The 12,886-nt window shown below is 44.1% G+C and carries 13 protein-coding genes; 11 read left to right on the forward strand and 2 right to left on the reverse strand.

Going from position 1 to position 12,886, the window contains the following annotated elements; translation table 11 throughout:
- Window positions 1-151: 151 nt before the first annotated feature.
- Window positions 152-1,507, reverse strand: coding sequence for an MATE family efflux transporter (locus tag MHI48_RS03250; protein WP_036672743.1), 1,356 nt, complete (start codon window positions 1,505-1,507; stop codon window positions 152-154).
- A gap of 162 nt (window positions 1,508-1,669) precedes the next feature.
- On the opposite strand from MHI48_RS03250, the gene MHI48_RS03255 reads away from it, so the two are divergent.
- From MHI48_RS03255 to MHI48_RS03305, 11 genes are all read left to right on the forward strand, one after another.
- Complete coding sequence (locus MHI48_RS03255) at window positions 1,670-2,404, forward strand: bifunctional 2-polyprenyl-6-hydroxyphenol methylase/3-demethylubiquinol 3-O-methyltransferase UbiG (RefSeq protein WP_036672742.1); 735 nt, start codon at window positions 1,670-1,672, stop codon at window positions 2,402-2,404.
- A gap of 231 nt (window positions 2,405-2,635) precedes the next feature.
- Window positions 2,636-3,214 (forward strand): RNA polymerase sigma factor, encoded by a 579-nt coding sequence (locus MHI48_RS03260; protein WP_405142989.1) that lies wholly within the window; start codon window positions 2,636-2,638, stop codon window positions 3,212-3,214.
- Complete coding sequence (locus tag MHI48_RS03265) at window positions 3,211-4,488, forward strand: hypothetical protein (protein WP_036672738.1); 1,278 nt, start codon at window positions 3,211-3,213, stop codon at window positions 4,486-4,488. Before MHI48_RS03260 ends, MHI48_RS03265 begins: the two co-directional genes overlap by 4 nt.
- Window positions 4,489-4,547: 59 nt before the next feature.
- Window positions 4,548-5,006, forward strand: coding sequence for a DUF523 domain-containing protein (locus MHI48_RS03270; RefSeq protein ID WP_036672736.1), 459 nt, complete (start codon window positions 4,548-4,550; stop codon window positions 5,004-5,006).
- A gap of 196 nt (window positions 5,007-5,202) precedes the next feature.
- Complete coding sequence (locus MHI48_RS03275) at window positions 5,203-6,948, forward strand: methyl-accepting chemotaxis protein (RefSeq protein WP_405142992.1); 1,746 nt, start codon at window positions 5,203-5,205, stop codon at window positions 6,946-6,948.
- Between the two features lie 211 nt (window positions 6,949-7,159).
- Window positions 7,160-7,837 carry an NAD(P)H-dependent oxidoreductase gene (locus tag MHI48_RS03280; RefSeq protein WP_036614223.1) on the forward strand — a complete coding sequence of 226 codons (678 nt, stop codon included), beginning with the start codon at window positions 7,160-7,162 and terminating at the stop codon, window positions 7,835-7,837.
- Between the two features lie 160 nt (window positions 7,838-7,997).
- Window positions 7,998-8,441 (forward strand): MarR family transcriptional regulator, encoded by a 444-nt coding sequence (locus MHI48_RS03285; protein ID WP_327196762.1) that lies wholly within the window; start codon window positions 7,998-8,000, stop codon window positions 8,439-8,441.
- A gap of 167 nt (window positions 8,442-8,608) precedes the next feature.
- On the forward strand, window positions 8,609-9,190 hold the full coding sequence (locus tag MHI48_RS03290; protein ID WP_036668256.1) for an NAD(P)H-dependent oxidoreductase: 582 nt from the start codon (window positions 8,609-8,611) through the stop codon (window positions 9,188-9,190).
- Between the two features lie 113 nt (window positions 9,191-9,303).
- Complete coding sequence (locus MHI48_RS03295; protein WP_036668255.1) at window positions 9,304-9,615, forward strand: helix-turn-helix transcriptional regulator; 312 nt, start codon at window positions 9,304-9,306, stop codon at window positions 9,613-9,615.
- 159 nt (window positions 9,616-9,774) lie between these two features.
- Window positions 9,775-10,809, forward strand: coding sequence for an LLM class flavin-dependent oxidoreductase (locus MHI48_RS03300; protein WP_051449565.1), 1,035 nt, complete (start codon window positions 9,775-9,777; stop codon window positions 10,807-10,809).
- 309 nt (window positions 10,810-11,118) lie between these two features.
- A complete protein-coding gene (locus MHI48_RS03305; protein WP_036614215.1) occupies window positions 11,119-12,279 on the forward strand; it encodes an AI-2E family transporter in 1,161 nt (386 codons plus the stop codon).
- Window positions 12,280-12,430: 151 nt separating this feature from the next.
- Here the strand turns inward: MHI48_RS03305 and MHI48_RS03310 are convergent, their stop codons facing one another.
- Window positions 12,431-12,802, reverse strand: coding sequence for a metalloregulator ArsR/SmtB family transcription factor (locus MHI48_RS03310; protein WP_036614212.1), 372 nt, complete (start codon window positions 12,800-12,802; stop codon window positions 12,431-12,433).
- Window positions 12,803-12,886: the final 84 nt, after the last annotated feature.

Consider the following 12,886-nt stretch of genomic DNA (forward strand, 5'->3'; position numbering starts at 1 on the left):
TCTAAATTTAGGATAAAACAAAAGCCCTGACCGATCTATATTGATCGTGCAGGGCTTTGTATATTAGTTTTTTAGATTATTTATGAGGTCTACCTACATTTTATCTACGTTCCATTGATCTTCTATCTGTTGCTGTTATTACCTGTTAACGTTATTCAGACTGCAACGCGTGTATTCGATCCGTAAGGGATCGTTTTCTATAGTACAGGGCTATGGTTGCGAGAACCAGCATTTCGGACAGCGGTACGGCAAGCCACACACCCGTGACACCAAAGAATGAAGGGAGGATCGCAATCAACGCAATCATGATAATCATTTCACGCGCAGCTGTAATCCAGATGGCCATTTTGGCATTACCAACAGATTGGAAATAGGTGCTCATGACAAAGTTAACACCCATAAAGACATAGGCAAATGTAAATATACGTAATCCGTAAACGGCATTATTCGTTACGCCACTACTGAAGTTTCCAAAGATTTGCACGAAATAAGGTGCACCGATCTGAACAACAACCAGTAACAACAGACCGCATGCGAGAGCTGTTTTAGTGGCTAAACGTATCGTTTGTTGTACCCGTTTAATCTGATTGGCACCGTGATAATAGCTTATCAGAGGTTGGGCAGCGGATGCGAGACCCAGGAAAGCCAACAATACAACACCATGAATATAGTTCAACACGGTAAAGGATGCTACACCATCCGTGCCTGCAATGCGGTCCATGGAGATATTGTGAGAGACAGAGAAGACCGACATGCCAAGTTCAGCCAGAAAGCTGGGGAAACCAATGAGCAGCAGGGAAGCCAGCAGTTTGTTGTTCCACTTGAACCGGGTGAACGTGAGATTATTTGTTTTTTTGAAAAAGTGAGTGAACAGAACAAGTAGCGCAAGAGACGCCGATACAATTGTACCGAGGGCCACACCGCGTACACCCCATTCAAGTACATACAATGTTATATAATTGATGATGATATTGGCTACAGCAAACGTAATCTGAGCGTACATCGACGTGTTGGGGTTCCCATCGTTTCGTACAAAGACAGAGAGTGCATTCTCAATGGTGAAAACGAACCCGAACAATAACATGATATTCATATAGTCCGAAGCAAACGGGAAAGTCTCGGCGTTTGCACCGAGGGAGTATACCAGTTTGTCTTTGAATGTAAATGCAACATATCCAATGGCTACCGTAACTAACATAATGAGCATAATGGATTTGGTGAAAATTTGTTTGGCTGAAGTGATATCTTTTCTACCCATAGCGTTGGAGTACAACGTTGCCCCGCCCATACCAATCCACAGCGACATGGCAACAAAGAGCGTGTAGACAGGTGAGGCAATGCCGATCCCGGCCATTGCGGTAGAACCCAGTTTGTGTCCAACCATAATGCCGTCGATAATAAAATTAAAAGCAACTACCAGCATCCCTAATACAGAAGGCACGAGGTAACTTATAAAAGCTTTACCTACAGATTGCCCTTCCAATGGATGCGTCCAATTCGTATTCATAATGACCTCCGTTAGTAAACTGAATGTTCATTCTATATTTAATAATACTGAACGTTCGTTCTGTATGATAACACGCCATGAATTCTCTTGGCAACTTTTGCGTTTAAATATTGTTTATGTGATAGAGTAGGTGGATATTTATAAGGCGGGAGGAATCTCTTGATGAAACAAAATAAATACGATGAAGCTGAGTTTTTCAATAACTACAGTAAGATGGCACGTTCCGTTCAAGGGCTGGATGCAGCGGGGGAGTGGCATGAACTGCAGACTCTTTTGCCTGATTTGAAGGACAAGCGTGTGCTGGATTTGGGATGTGGTTTTGGTTGGCACTGCCGGTATGCGCGAGAGCAACAAGCGAGTTCAGTGATCGGTGTAGATCTGTCTGAAAATATGCTTCAGCGTGCTCGTGAAATGACGGACGATCCGCAGATCGAGTACAAGCAGCTGGCGATTGAAGATATTGATTTTGCACCGGCACAATTCGACATTGTGATTAGTTCACTTGCCTTGCATTATATTGAAAGATTAGACACGGTGTACGCTAAGATCAATGATTGTCTCGTAGAAGGGGGCACATTTGTACTATCTTCCGAACATCCGATCTTCACCGCTCGCGCTGCGCAGGATTGGCATTACGGACCCGAAGGTGAAATCCTGCACTGGCCCGTGGATGATTACCATGATGAAGGGAAACGTATGGCGAACTTTCTGAATCAGGATGTGGTTAAATATCATCGCACACTGGCAACACATCTAAATGAACTCATTAAGGCAGGGTTTGCTATTCAACAGGTAGCTGAATCCAAGCCATCTTTGGAGATGATGGAACAGGTTCCAGGCCTGAGAGACGAGAATCGGAGACCGATGTTTCTGATGATTGCTGCGGTGAAAGCATAACGATGAAAATGATACGTTAGACTAGAGGGCAGAAAGAAACTGTGGAAGTGGAGCGTTCACCTAAAAGCTTTCTGATAGAGATTATTAACTAAGTAAACTTGAAGGAATCAGCGTGTTCAGCGATGTTGAACATGCTGTTTTTTTATTTTGCTACAATAATAAGAAATAATGTCCAAAATAGGGAACCAAATCACATTAGACTCAGTCATATTAAGTGAGGTGAACAAACAGTTGGATGATCAATTACTGGCACAGGCTCAGACCATAGACAATTACACACTTAGCAGCATAATGGATGACTACGGAAATGACGTGTGGAATTACGCTTATTTTCTGACCAAAAGTGCCGAACAGGCAGATGAATTGTCACAGGAGGTATTTATTCGGGCGTACTCGGGGATCGCTCATTATCGTGGAGATTGCTCATTGAAAACCTGGCTGTTGACGATTACTAGAAACACCACTTTTACATATCGAAAATCCAGATTTTTTCGCAGCAGTCTGTGGGGAGAGACGTTACCCATTGAGACAGAGCTTGGGGGTTCGAGCCAAAGAGTCATGATTGCAGAGCAGTCTGCACATCCTTCGGCCGAGATGGAAGTGATGCGTAAGGAGCATATCCATGAAATCTGGGATATTGTTCTGGCGTTGCCAAAGAAGTTCCGGGAGATTCTTTTGCTGAATCTGAAGTATGAGCTTACGACGAGTGAGATTGCTGAGATGTTGAAAATCAGCTTAGGCACAGTAAAATCCAGACTATCCCGAGGTAAGAATAAGGTACGGAAACAATGGGAGGAGCGAAGCAAATGACACACAAGGATGAGCAATGGGAAAAGGAAATCCGGAAGGGACCGTTTGCTTTGTCTCCTTTTACAGAGGATCACAAGCGAAAGGTGCTTCAACAGGTGGAGTGGATGAAGAAGTCGGAAGAGGGAAGCAAGGGAGATAGGCCAGAGAGCAAGGCTAATTTGTCCAGGCCGCAAGTAGGTAACGTTTCACATAAGCGTCGCCCTAGAAGAGGGCCTCTTGTTGCCGGTATGGGTGCGTTGGTTATTGCTGCTGGATTGTTCCTATGGATCTGGGATGATGGACAGCTGGTGAAACCCGTGATCGAGCAGGTCTATCCGACAGCAGCGTTACAGTTATCCGATGGTTTGAACACAAATCTGCTAACCGACAAAATGAAAAGAAATGTTGCGACTACGATGCGAGACGATCTCGGTAAACAGCTGAAGATTAAGAAAGTGGAAGACCTGCCTGTGTCCGGCAGAATATATGTAGAGGCTGGAAATGAAAGCGAGAAGGAGTATGCGCAGATATGGCTCGATGCGACAACAGGGAATCTGCGTGAAGTAAAGATGAGACGTGAGATGCAGCCAAGCAAGCTGGAACACCGTTATCTGCGTCAAATTCCATCGCTTTTGCAAAGTATAGGCAGCACTCCAACGCTTAAACCTGCGTCAGTCCAACGTTTTGTGAGTATGAAGCAAGGGGAATTGGAGCCGATATCACATACGACATTATGGTTAGAAAATGAGACTGGCGATGGTTATGGGGAGATTGTATGGCAGCAGGACCAGGCTGTTTCGATCACAGGCGACCTTAGTCCTGATCAGGTATCCCAGGCAGCGCTGACGGATGCCAGAAACGCGATTGAGGCTCTGTCTGGTAAAGCCAATCTTGATCTGGTAAGAGCAAGCCGAAGCAAAGATGATGAAATTGGCAAGGATACAGTCTTTTTTTCCTTTAAAGATAACTACTTTGTACAGATGACCGAAGGAAAAGAGGGCTTGGGTTATACCGTAGGGGATGCTAATCATTATGAGCAACAAGAAATAGGCAACATCGAAGAGATGGAGGCTTATCATGAGAAATTATATAATATAGATGAGTCTCTTCTTAGAGAAAAAGTGGGGCTAATAGTGAAGAAGATATTTAACATTGATTTTGATGCTTATAAACTTCACAGAAATGCTGAGCAATTAGGAGTCGTCACATTTGAACTGGAGTCGAGCACGGATGTTTTTCAGGTTGAATACAGGGAAGATGGACGGATCAAGATGATTACCAGAGGCGAGTTATAGAGCTTGATCTTATATGTTACAATTTACTTCATAGATGGAATGTGTATAAGGAGATAACGATGAAATATTTGGTGAGTTCATGTCTGGCAGGGGTAGCTTGCCGTTACAATGGAACAGCGAGCCTGGATGAGAAAATTCAGGAGCTGGTGGAGCAGGAGCAGGCTAAGATGGTATGTCCGGAGCTGCTTGGCGGATTCTCGACTCCACGGGAACCAGCTGAAATTATCGGTGGCACGGGCAAGGACGTACTGGCAGGCACTGCAAAAGTGATCGAGAAAAGTGGCAAGGATGTCACAGAGCTTTATATTAAGGGAGCCTATCAGACGCTCGAATGGGCGCGAGAATTGAATGTATCGTGTGTGGTACTGAAGGAGTTTAGTCCGTCCTGTGGTACAAAGATGATCTATGATGGGAATTTTGCCAATCACAAGGTAACTGGAGAAGGTGTCACCTCAGCATTGTTGAGACAAGAAGGATATACCGTCATTTCTGAAAATGAATGGATGCAGCAACTATAGGTCGCACAGATTATCGTTTCATATTCACAGAAAAGCCGCTGGATTATATCCTGGCGGCTTTTTTGTTGTCTCCCATTACTTTTCTCATCAAATGAATAAAGTCGATTTTCCTGAAATGCTAACAAACAATATGGATACATACGATATAGATATAAGATATATAAGGCTATCTACTATTTAAAGTGGGGGAATAATCATGTCAATTCAGTCTAAGCCAAAAAATAAGAAAGGAAATAAACTCAAAAATATGAAATTAACAACAACGATGGTCATCATGACTGTAATTAGTCTAATCGGCTTGTTTACTGTTTTTCTGATTGGGATTTTCGGAATGAACGAAGCAAAAACGGGACAAGGCATCCTCTATAATGACCGCTTCCAGCATCAAACCAATGTTCTTGAACTGAAAAGTAATTTCTATAATATGCGCGCCAATTATACAAAGGTTCTTGATAATGCAGAGTATACCGACAAACAGTACGATCAGGTTCAGAAAGGTAAGAAGAGTATCACGGATGGCTTGAATGAATTTTCAGCAAGAACATTGGATACCAAAGAAAAAGAGATATTTGCAGATTTGGTAGCAAAGATGGATACATATTATCAGGATATTGAGCAAATCATGGATACCAAAAAGATGTCGGGCACCTACGATAGTGAAGAGAGAGGAAGAATTAACAAAAGCAGTACAGCAATTGTGGAGACGATCACCCTGTTGAGTGCGCATAACGAAGAAGAGTCAGCCAAGCTCTATGCGGATACACAGGAAGTAATTCAGCAGCGAGCATTGGTGCTCGGTTCGGTTCTTTTGTTTTCACTTGCAGCACTCATTCTTATTTCATTTGTAGTGATTCGCAGTATACGTCAACGAATGAAAGCTATCACCCGTTATTGTGAAGAAATAACACAAGGCAACTTAACGGCATCCTTAGATCCGCATCTAACACAGGGAAATAATGAGATAAGTGTCATCGCACGAGCTATTCGTACAATGACCGATTCCACAACAAATGTCATTCGTGGTGTAGTTCAGGAATCTCATCATATCAACCAGGTTAGCGATCTTACCAACCAGAACATGGCTGGTCTGAATGAACGAATTCGTGAAGTATCAGCTACAGTTGAAGAGCTCTCTGCTGCAATGGAAGAGGCTTCAGCCCATACGGAAAATATGAATCATTCGGCTAATGAGATGCAACAGGGAGCTGAATATATATCGGAACAGACATCTAAACAAGTAGAGTCCGCCTATGTGACCAGCACGAAGGCTGAAAAGTTGAAGCAGGAAGCCCGCGAATCGAGCCGAGCAGCCATAGACATGTACGATCATACGAGTAAGAAGATGTCAGAAGCGCTGGAACGTGCAACTGCTGTAGATCAGATTGGTATATTATCTCAGTCTATTTTGGATGTTACAGCGCAGACTAATCTGCTGGCACTCAATGCATCCATTGAAGCTGCAAGGGCTGGGGAAGCAGGCAGGGGTTTTGCGGTTGTTGCAAGCGAGATTAGAAAGTTGGCTGATGATTCCAGACAGGCTGCCGATCAAATTCAGCAGGTCACGGAGGAAGTTATGCAGTCTGTAACCAATCTGTCCTCGAATGCCAAAGAGTTGCTATCCTTTATGTTCAATCAGGTTGGCAAAGATTATAAATTATTGGAGGATACAGCTGAACAGTATTATGTCGATTCTCTTGATCATGCCAATGCAGTTAAAGATCTCAATGCAACCTCACAACAAGTGACTGCGAATATCAAAATACTAGTGGGCTCCATTCACGAGATTGCATCAGCAAGTGAACAATCAGCCGCATCCAGTCAGGAAATTGCAGGACATATGGTTGCCTCTGCTGCGCAATCTGTGGAAGTAGTTAAACAATCTGATCAAGTCAAGGATAGTGCATTAAATCTGAATAAGCTGGTTCAAGATTTCAAGATTTAAAAGAAAAGAGTCATAGATAATCTACTAGGGCCATGTATGTGCCCAGTGGATTATTGCTGTCTTTCATCCAATACTTACTTTTATAAACCAAGAAACAATAATGTGCGTACTTTTAATTTATACACATAGAGCCTAAAATAATACTTGAGATGAAACCACTTAAACATTATTGTTCAACATAAAAAAAGTTATAAAAAGGACGTGGAGCTCCATGGAAGTTACAGCAAAGTCAAAGACAAAGGAAGACATCTTAAAGGCGTATCATTTCCGGCATGCAACAAAGATATTTGATGATACCCGCAAAATCTCGGATGAGGATTTCCAATTTATATTGGAAACAGGCAGATTATCTCCAAGTTCCATTGGCCTTGAACCGTGGAAGTTTCTGATTGTACAAAATCCAAACCTGCGTAAGCGTCTGTCCGAAGTCTCTTCCGGCGCTCAAAAGCAATTGGCTACAGCAAGCCATTTTGTTGTTATTTTGGCCCGATCAGATGCCAGTTATAATTCTCCCTATGCGGAGTACATGTTGAAGGAAACAAAGGGAATGCCTAATAACGTATTTGAGCTAACAAGTGAGGCTTATGGAAAGTTTCAAAATAACCAGAAAATTCTGGATAATCCACGATCATTATTCGACTGGGCATCTAAACAGACTTATATTGCACTTGGCAACATGATGACGGCGGCAGCTCAGATCGAGATTGATTCTTGTCCAATCGAAGGTTTCAGCCGTGAGGGCGTCCACCGTATTATGGAAGAAGAGGGCTTGCTGGAAAATGGCGCATGGGGCGTCTCCATGATGGCAGCCTTCGGTTATCGGGCAGAGGAGCCCCAGCGTGAGAAGTCCCGACAATCCGTTGAGAAAATCACGCAATGGATTAACTGAATTCAGCATGAATCCAACATGAATTCAAAAAACGATTAGCTAAGATCTAACATTATAGATCAGGATCAAAGTAGAATCGAAACAGCCCGATATTTTCCACATGTTAGCAGGATGGAAAGGGCTGTTTTCTTTTTTATAAAAAGAACTTGAAATTACATAGATGTCTATGTATAATGAGGTCATGCCTAAATACAACGCAATTGCACTGATTGCAAGAATCAGAGACCATGTCAACAAACGGATTGTACACGAATTGGAACAGCATGAGGTAACAGGGATTGTTCCTTCTCATGGAGATGTATTGATGTTCTTGTACCGGGAAGAGACGCTGTCGATCAAGATGTTGGCTGAACGTGTTCAACGCACGCAACCAACGGTAACGGTACTGGTCAACAAGCTGGAGAAGCTTGGCTATGTTGAACGCAACAAGAGTGCGGAAGATAGCCGGGTGACGATTATTCGCCTAACCGAACAGGGGAAGCGACTCGAACCGATCTTCCATCAGGTATCAGAGCAGATTAATGACATCATCTATAGTGGCTTGTCCGATGAACAGTCGGAGCAATTGGAGAGCTTGTTATCCATTATTGTCCGAAAGTTATAATGAATGAACTCTTCTGTCTGCAACCCTTTCAGATTTGACTGGGGTGGAGGCAGAGGAGCCCAAATATTTTTTTGCCCATATACATAGATATCTATGTATGCGGGAGCGTATCAATGTAACCCCATTTTCGCAACCTAACTCAAACCAAACCTGGAGGGATTCACACCATGAAACATCTTATCGTATATGCTCACCCACACACAGACAGCTTGAATAACGCAATCCTCAATACTGCTGTAGAAGCTCTCGAAGCTCAAGGCCATGAAGTGGTTGTTCGTGACTTGTACAAACTTGGATTCCAACCCGTACTGACTGAAGCTGACACAGCTTCCATGCGTGCAGGACAGACACCACAGGATATCGCAACAGAGCAACAGTTTGTTACGGATGCAGAAGTTATCACATTCATCTATCCGATCTGGTGGACAGGTCTTCCTGCCATTATGAAAGGATATGTTGACCGTGTATTCGCCTATGGTTTTGCATATGCAGCAGGTGAAGCGGGAATCGAGAAATTGCTGACAGGCAAAAAAGGACTCATCATCAATACACATGGTACACCAAGTGAAATTTATGATCAGATTGGCATGACCGCTGGACTGAAATTAACTTCAGACGTAGGTATCTTCGATTTTGTAGGTATTGAAGCCGTAGATCATCTGCTCTTCGGTAGTATTGGATACCTGGATGCCCCCGCATATCAAGCCATGTTGGATCAGGTTAAACAGACGATTACAACCAATTTCTAATATGGATGTTGAATCCAGATACGGATTCCATATGATACCAGACCGACTCGATCATGAGTCGGTTTGTTTGTTCATGTGTTTGCAAAATGGATGAAAGGGGGTATAATTTACCCATGGAACCTATACTTATATTTAAAGCATTATCGAACGAGACACGTAGACAAATCTTGTTGTGGCTCAAAAACCCGGAGCAACACTTCCCACCGCTGGAACTATCTCAGCATCCGGATGGTGGCAAGAACGGAATCTGTGTTGGTACGATTCAAGTGAAGGCTGGACTGGCTCAGTCGGTTATCTCCAGTTATCTGCTGACTATGCTCAAGGCAGGGTTGCTGCTCTCCGAGCGAAGAGGACAATGGACGTATTATCGGCGCAACGAGGAGACAATCCGTCAGTTTGCCGAGTACGTACAGAACGAGTTATAAGCCGGATGCCGGAACGGAAGCTAGGATGCATATGCAGGCAGGGATTCCGTCCGGATGTAAACGGCTAGATTATGAACACATCACCATATCCAATTGCGATTTAATTAATCTATATATCTGGATATACAAAAATATAATCATCGAGGAGATTAAATGATAATGACTACTGAAAATACGGCTTCATCCCATAAAGAACATATTAATGACGTTAAGCTTTCCATTTTGGATCTGGCCCCCGTCGTTGTGGGTGCAACACCTGCTGATGCTTTGCGCAACAGTCTTGATCTGGCACAGCATGCAGAGCGTTGGGGATATCACCGTTACTGGGTAGCTGAACATCACAACATGCCGGGTATTGCTTCTTCCGCAACTTCGGTTGTTATTGGATATCTGGCTGGTGGAACCAAAACGATTCGTCTGGGTTCAGGAGGCATCATGTTGCCTAACCATGCACCGCTTGTCATCGCTGAGCAGTTTGGTACTCTGGAATCCCTTTATCCTGGCAGAATTGACTTGGGACTGGGTCGCGCACCAGGTAGTGACCGCCGTACATCGCTTGCACTACGTAAAGATCTGAACAGTGGGGAAGATTTCCCTGAGCTTTTGGCAGAACTCAGAGCATACTTTGATGCTTCGGCGACATCTTATCATGCGCCTGTTCGCGCAGTTCCTGGAGAAGGATTAAATATTCCAATTTACCTCTTGGGGTCCAGTGATTTCAGTGCACGTCTGGCAGGTCAGCTGGGATTGCCGTTTGCTTTTGCCAGCCACTTCTCGCCCGATTACACCCGGATTGCACTGGAAACGTATCGAAACAACTTCCAACCATCTGATAGCTTGAAGGAGCCACATGTGATTGTTGGTGTTAACGCCGTTGTTGCGGATACAGACGAGGAAGCAGCATGGCTGGGTACAACGATGCAACAGCAGTTCCTGAACATTATTCGCGGCACAACGGGATTGGTACAGCCTCCGGCAGAGATGGAAGGCAAATGGACGGATCGTGAGAAAGCTGGTGTTGAGCAGACGCTGAAGGCAGCTGTTAATGGTTCACCAGAAACCGTACGTGGACAGTTGGAATCTTTCATTCGGCAGACGCAGGCAGATGAGCTGATTATTACGTCGATGATCTATGATCATAAGGCACGGCTGCATTCCTATGAGTTAATCGCACAATTAGCAGGAAAAGCTTAATCTTCATTTTTCAGCATAAAAGCTGGCTTATTGGTAGGGTATAGCTATAAATTTACGGTTCGTCTCCCAGGGAGGCGGGCCGTTTTTGAATAGGGAGAATTTGCAAATGATTCGTGTGGGGCAGAAGACTCATTTTGGGGTAAAATGACTTTACCGGTTTAATTTGAAACGGTTAAACAGCACCATACGTATAAATCCAGAGTGTTATACATATGTTGGCTTGTACAAGGTATTTTTTTCGTGTGTGGGCATTTATTTAGCTTTATAGTTTAGTTTTGAATAAGGGTCATAAGAGAGGACGACACGCCTATGGAGCAACCTGAGCAACCCCGCGTTTGGCCGGAGCGGTTCAAACGATTTTTTCTTAACAACAAGTTTGTCCTATTTCTGCTGATTCTGCTGTTGGTGGGACTGAACGTGATGGTTCTGACCAAAGTATCCTTTGTTCTTCATCCGCTCGCAGTACTCATCAAAACCATTGTGCTACCTATTATTCTGTCAGGCATACTCTACTATCTGCTGAATCCGATTGTGGATGTGATGGAAAGGTGGAAAATCAAGCGCGGCTGGTCCATTCTGATCCTGTATCTTGCGATTGGAGGCATTCTGACAGTCGTAGTATTGGCGGTCATTCCGGTTGTGCGTAACCAGATTGTGGGGCTGATTGAAAATTTCCCAACCTACAGTGAGACGGTAAAACAGCAGTTTGAGGAGCTTACGGGCAGTAAATTGTTCGGTCAGTTCCAGGAAACGGTGAATCTGAATTCGCAGGACTGGTGGGGAACAATCTCCCAAAAGGCTACTGAAATTCTGAACTCGACCTGGACCAAATTGGGCGGATTTCTCGGAGCTTTCACTGAGACCGTGCTGTCTATCGTAACGGTTCCATTCATTCTGTTCTATCTGCTGAAAGACGGCAAGAAGCTGCCAGCGAAAATTCTGTCTTTCCTGCCGATCAAGAGCCGTACGGGCGCAATGCATGTGCTGGAAGACATCAATCACCAGATCAGTTCATTCATTCGTGGACAGATTATCGTCAGCTTCTGCATCGGTATTCTGCTCTACATCGGTTATATGGTCATTGGTCTGGATTATGCATTGATTCTTGCAATTATCGCATCGTTCACAAGTGTTGTTCCGTATCTGGGACCTGCAATTGCGATTACACCAGCATTGATCGTGGCACTCGTCACTTCTCCGGTGATGCTGCTGAAAATGGTTGCCGTATGGACGATCGTACAGTTAATTGAAGGTAAATTCATCTCACCACAGATCATGGGTAAAACGCTGAAAATCCATCCTATCACGATTATCTTTGTCATTCTGACTTCGGGTAATCTGTTTGGAGTCGTGGGCATTCTGCTCGCTGTTCCAGGATACGCGGTGCTCAAAGTATGTGTATCACATATCTTCAACTGGTTTAAGGACAGATCGGGCCTGTACGACCCGAACAAGAACAATCTTTTATAACCGAAGTGGCAAGCTCCAAGAGATAGTTAATCAGAAGATTTAGTCACTTTGTATCCTGTATAAAACGGTACCCTTACCAAGAAGAACCCCCGTCCATCGGCATACAGCCGAGAGGCGGGGGTTCTTCTTCATGAACAAGCTTGGCTGCTGCCTAGCTGTGTTTAATATGTTGGAGCGTTTGCAGGAAAATCTGCTCAATATGAGCATCATCCAGAGAGTAGTACACGGTCTTGCCTTCCTTGCGCCGCTTGACAATCCGCATGTTGCGGAGTGAACGCAACTGGTGTGAAATGGCCGACTGTCCCATGTCGAGCAGAACCGTCAGGTCATGAACACATAATTCCTTCTGTAACAGCGCATCAATAATACGTAGACGTGTGGGGTCGCTGAATGCCTTGAACCAATCTGCCATCTCGGAAGACGTCTCCCGATCTATGAGTGAAGTGCGAATCGTCTGCACGTCGGCTTCAGTACCTGAGCAGGCTGCATCACATTCGCTTGGTGCTTTAACCGGTTGTTCCATTTCCTATCACCGCCTATGTTAACAACTATAGCTCTATTATATCCAAAACCCGCCTAAAGCGAAATGATTACTATTAGCATAATC

Origin of the sequence: Paenibacillus sp. FSL H7-0942, from assembly GCF_045040715.1 — a bacterium.
Taxonomy (GTDB): domain Bacteria; phylum Bacillota; class Bacilli; order Paenibacillales; family Paenibacillaceae; genus Paenibacillus; species Paenibacillus amylolyticus.

Coding starts and splice junctions, on each gene's coding strand:
- MHI48_RS03270 (WP_036672736.1), top strand. CDS start 4,548: ATGAAATATTTGGTGAGTTCATGTCTGGCAGGGGTAGCTTGCCGTTAC.
- MHI48_RS03295 (WP_036668255.1), top strand. CDS start 9,304: ATGGAACCTATACTTATATTTAAAGCATTATCGAACGAGACACGTAGA.
- MHI48_RS03275 (WP_405142992.1), top strand. CDS start 5,203: ATGTCAATTCAGTCTAAGCCAAAAAATAAGAAAGGAAATAAACTCAAA.
- MHI48_RS03305 (WP_036614215.1), top strand. CDS start 11,119: ATGGAGCAACCTGAGCAACCCCGCGTTTGGCCGGAGCGGTTCAAACGA.
- MHI48_RS03310 (WP_036614212.1), bottom strand. CDS start 12,802: ATGGAACAACCGGTTAAAGCACCAAGCGAATGTGATGCAGCCTGCTCA.
- MHI48_RS03265 (WP_036672738.1), top strand. CDS start 3,211: ATGACACACAAGGATGAGCAATGGGAAAAGGAAATCCGGAAGGGACCG.
- MHI48_RS03285 (WP_327196762.1), top strand. CDS start 7,998: ATGTCTATGTATAATGAGGTCATGCCTAAATACAACGCAATTGCACTG.
- MHI48_RS03280 (WP_036614223.1), top strand. CDS start 7,160: ATGGAAGTTACAGCAAAGTCAAAGACAAAGGAAGACATCTTAAAGGCG.
- MHI48_RS03250 (WP_036672743.1), bottom strand. CDS start 1,507: ATGAATACGAATTGGACGCATCCATTGGAAGGGCAATCTGTAGGTAAA.
- MHI48_RS03255 (WP_036672742.1), top strand. CDS start 1,670: ATGAAACAAAATAAATACGATGAAGCTGAGTTTTTCAATAACTACAGT.
- MHI48_RS03290 (WP_036668256.1), top strand. CDS start 8,609: ATGAAACATCTTATCGTATATGCTCACCCACACACAGACAGCTTGAAT.
- MHI48_RS03300 (WP_051449565.1), top strand. CDS start 9,775: ATGACTACTGAAAATACGGCTTCATCCCATAAAGAACATATTAATGAC.